Source organism: Variovorax sp. dw_308 (assembly GCF_019207085.1).
Lineage (GTDB): Bacteria > Pseudomonadota > Gammaproteobacteria > Burkholderiales > Burkholderiaceae_C > Variovorax.
On sequence record NZ_JAATOM010000067.1, the window covers coordinates 1 to 3450 of the forward strand.

Consider the following 3450-nt stretch of genomic DNA (forward strand, 5'->3'; position numbering starts at 1 on the left):
TGAGTGTGGTCAGCAATTTCGATGGCCTGATGTTCAAGTATGTCGAGGGTGCGATGACGAGCGCCGGGGGAGCCAGCGACGAGCGGACATCATCGCGGCTGATCAGAACGGTTCTTCCTCGTCGGGTCGTGGAGCGACCGGTGGGTTGATTCGGATGTCGCGCTGCTGGTCGTAGAAGCGGTGGATCTGGGCGCCGTAGTGCGCCTCGAAGCGGAAGATCAGTTCGTGGAGGAAGTCGAGTATTTCGACGGCCGATGAATCCGACAGCGGCGGCAGATCGGTGGGCATCAACGCAAACAGTGCGGGGGTGTTGGCCATGGTGACGTGCATTCAGCGAGTTGGGGCCGAGCGTTTGCCCATTGACGCCGGCTTGGCAAAGACCTGGAAGTAGAGCTGTTCGTCGAGCTGGGGCAATTCGCGCTCGGCAGCCGCGCCCAGCAGTTCACTGGCGAGCGTGGCGAGCACGCGATAGTTGCCGGCGGCGTGATCGCACAGCGTGTGTTTGAGCGGCGCCGTCATGAGGTTGGCATTGCCGCAGGCGGCCAGCACGAAGTCCAGGCAATCGCGCAGCTGCTCGGGCGTGGCCGCCTCGGTGGCCAGCCGGGTGCGGATGCGGCTGCCCAGCGGGATGAGCTCCTCGCGGCGCAGCTTCTCCAGCAAGCGGGCATCGCCGGCGAGCACCACGCACAGCAGCGGCTGCGAATCGAACTGGGCGCTGGCCATGAGGCGCAGCTCCGAGAGCACCGGCACGCTCATCTCCTGCGCCTCGTCGATGAGCAGCACGGGCCGGCGCCGGCACGACTCCAGATGTCCCAGCCAGCGCTCGCGCAGCGCCTTGAAGCCACCCCAGCGGTTGTGCGGGCGCAGTGGCACCGCGAACACGTCGCCCAGTTCGCGGTAGAAGTCGCCCAGGTTGCTCTGCGGGTGACTGATGGTGGCGAGCTGCACATCGGGCAGGCGCGCCAGGCGCTGTGCCAGCACGCGCAGTGCCACGCTCTTGCCGGAGCCCGGCTCGCCGTGGATCAGCGCGAAGCCACCCTCGCGCACCTGAGCGTGCTCGATGCGCCAACAGAAGCTCTCCAGGCGAGCCGACACATGCAGCGCCTCGACGGGTACCTCGGGTGTGAAGGGATTCCACTTCAGCCCGTACAGGGCCAGCAGCTTCTGATTCATGAGGGGTCCTCGGTGGGCGATGGGTTGGAAGGTCCCGGCGTGGGCAGGTAGGCCGGAGGCAGACCCGTGGCGGCATGCTCGGCCAGAAGGTGGCGCATCAGAGGCGCCATGGAGGTCGCCAGCAGCGGCGACAGATCGGGCCCCAGGCGATCCAGGCGCCGGCGCTGGCCGTCCGCGTTGGCCGACTTGTCCAGCGGGTGCACGGCACACAGCAGCGCGCCACTGCGGGCATCGACGAGATCGACGCGCGACAGGTCCCAGCGCGCGTAGCGCAGATGACAGTCGCGTAGATGGCGCAGCCGGCTGGGAATCTCGTAGCGGCGCCCCTCCAGGCTCACCGTGGCGTCGCTGTGTCGCAGGCGACGTCGGACCTCGATGCGGAACGCCTCGCGCAAGGCTTCGCTGCCCGGTGCGGGGCGACTCACGCTGGGGCCGTCCAGAAATCGCGCCAGCGGCGTGGCGTCGAACTCGGAATGCACGCTGCGGTGATACTCCTGCTCGACCCAGGCCTGCGTGGCCTGGTTGAGCAGGTCCAGGCTGAGTTGCGCCTCGCCCTCGAGCATGGCCATCAGGCGCGACTCGACGCGGGCCCAGAAGACTTCCTGCTTCGCGTTCTGATACGGCGAATAAGGCAACGTCGTCTGGTGCAGGATGCCCAGGCGGGACAGGCCCATGGTGGTCTCGGCGGCGAGCATGGCCGCGCCGTTGTCGGTCATCAGCGCCCTGGGCAGCCCGCGCTTCATCAGCGCCTGGGACAGCGCGTGCACCAGGCTCTGTGCGGATTCATCCAGGTACCACTGCAGGTGGCACACCAGGCGCGAGCGATCGTCCAGCACGCACATCAGCATCGGCTTGACCCATTCGCCCTGACGCGTGAGCACCTTGCGCGATCCGTGGTGGAAGTCCAGGTGCCAGAGCGCGCCCACGTGATCGACCTCGAAGCTGCGCACCTCCAGGTGTTCGAGGCGATCGCGGGCGGCCACGGCGCCATCGGTGGCACGACGTGGCGAGCGCTGGCGCACCATGCCGCGGGCCTTGAAGAAGCGGCGCACCGTGGGATACGAGGGCAGCGTTGCGCCCGCCAACACGATCTGCAGGTTGTCGAAATGCAGCTGGATGGTCCAGCCCGGATGCTCGCGGTACTGCAGCAGCAGCGCACCTTCCGCCCGGGGCGACACACTGGGGAAGCACCCGGCGTGCGCGCGCAGCCGGTCCGTGAGCGCGGCCACCGGGTCTCGAGCGCGGCGCGCGGTGTAGAACCAGCGCTCCAGAGTCGAGACACCGAAGCGCACGTCCAGGCCGGTGGCGGGGTCGCGCCAGTGCTTGGCGGCCAGTGCACGAAGAACGCCCAGCAAGTCGCCCTTGGCCGGCGGTGCGGCCAGCAACGCGCCGATGATCGAGAAGCGCAAACGCGCCCGGCCGTCTCGCACGGAGATGTCGTGACTGGAACTCAAGTTGACTCCCGAGAAGGCGCCACGGGAGTTGTGTCGCTCAAGGGAATGAAGGCTATCGAGCCTCGTCGGCGACGACCATCGCCATCCTCTGCGGATGTCGCTCAACCCTCACGCTACGTGGCCGCTTGCAAGCTTCGGGTGCGAGCCGTCAGCGGCGTGAGAAACCGCAGACACGCGCTCAGGCGGGCCGCCGCGTCGGCGCCGATGAAGCGTTCGAGCAAGCTGGCTGGCAGATGGCCGAGGTCGACCGGGGGCATGAAGGCGCCGCACGCGCCGCGCCACAGCGGGGTGCGAACAAACGCGTCCGCCCACCAGGTTCGCCAGCGCTGCAGGGTGCGCAGCGGAATCGCCAGCCCGGCCAGCAGCGCGGCGCTTGAGTTCGAGCCGGCATGCCGGCTCGAACTCAACACCACCATCAGCGCCAAATACACGCGTCGCCCGAGAAAGCGCACCGAGGTCGCCGTCGTTCGCTTGCGGCAGGAGGCGCAGCAAAAGCTGAAACGCTGCTCGAAGCTCGAGCGGAATTCGGGCAGGCAACCGCGTGGCTTGCGCGGATAGTTCGCGCAATGCAGTCGCCCTTCACAGGCGCATCCCGCGGCTTGAGTCTGGGCCGCCTGGTCTCGATCGATCTCGAGCAGCAGGGCGAAAAACCGGGGGTCTTGCAATAGGGCATGGCACACTGGGATCGTCTCTAGTCTTGGTAAACCAGAGACTCCCCCAAAGGGCTCCTTTATTCAAGGACCCCGAGGGGGGCCTTACCGCCTACATCACGCTACGTGATCAAAACCCCGGCCGGACACATCGGGATCGGTGATCAGGCTCA

At 67.3% G+C, this 3450-nt stretch carries 4 protein-coding genes; all 4 read right to left on the reverse strand.

Annotated elements, in window-relative coordinates:
• Nucleotides 1-102 precede the first annotated feature (102 nt).
• The 4 genes from HCU76_RS36105 to HCU76_RS36120 all read right to left on the reverse strand — a co-directional run bounded on the left by HCU76_RS36105 (nt 103) and on the right by HCU76_RS36120 (nt 3307).
• Nucleotides 103-318 (reverse strand): hypothetical protein, encoded by a 216-nt coding sequence (locus HCU76_RS36105; RefSeq protein WP_218512033.1) that lies wholly within the window; start codon nt 316-318, stop codon nt 103-105.
• A 12-nt stretch (nt 319-330) separates the two neighbouring features.
• Nucleotides 331-1173 (reverse strand): ExeA family protein, encoded by an 843-nt coding sequence (locus HCU76_RS36110; protein ID WP_218512034.1) that lies wholly within the window; start codon nt 1171-1173, stop codon nt 331-333.
• Nucleotides 1170-2627: a DDE-type integrase/transposase/recombinase gene (locus tag HCU76_RS36115; RefSeq protein ID WP_218512035.1), complete on the reverse strand. Its 1458-nt coding sequence runs from the start codon at nt 2625-2627 to the stop codon at nt 1170-1172. Before HCU76_RS36115 ends, HCU76_RS36110 begins: the two co-directional genes overlap by 4 nt.
• A 113-nt stretch (nt 2628-2740) precedes the next feature.
• A complete protein-coding gene (locus HCU76_RS36120) occupies nt 2741-3307 on the reverse strand; it encodes a hypothetical protein (RefSeq protein ID WP_371319969.1) in 567 nt (188 codons plus the stop codon).
• Nucleotides 3308-3450: the final 143 nt, after the last annotated feature.

Coding starts and splice junctions, on each gene's coding strand:
- HCU76_RS36110 (WP_218512034.1), bottom strand. CDS start 1,173: ATGAATCAGAAGCTGCTGGCCCTGTACGGGCTGAAGTGGAATCCCTTC.
- HCU76_RS36105 (WP_218512033.1), bottom strand. CDS start 318: ATGGCCAACACCCCCGCACTGTTTGCGTTGATGCCCACCGATCTGCCG.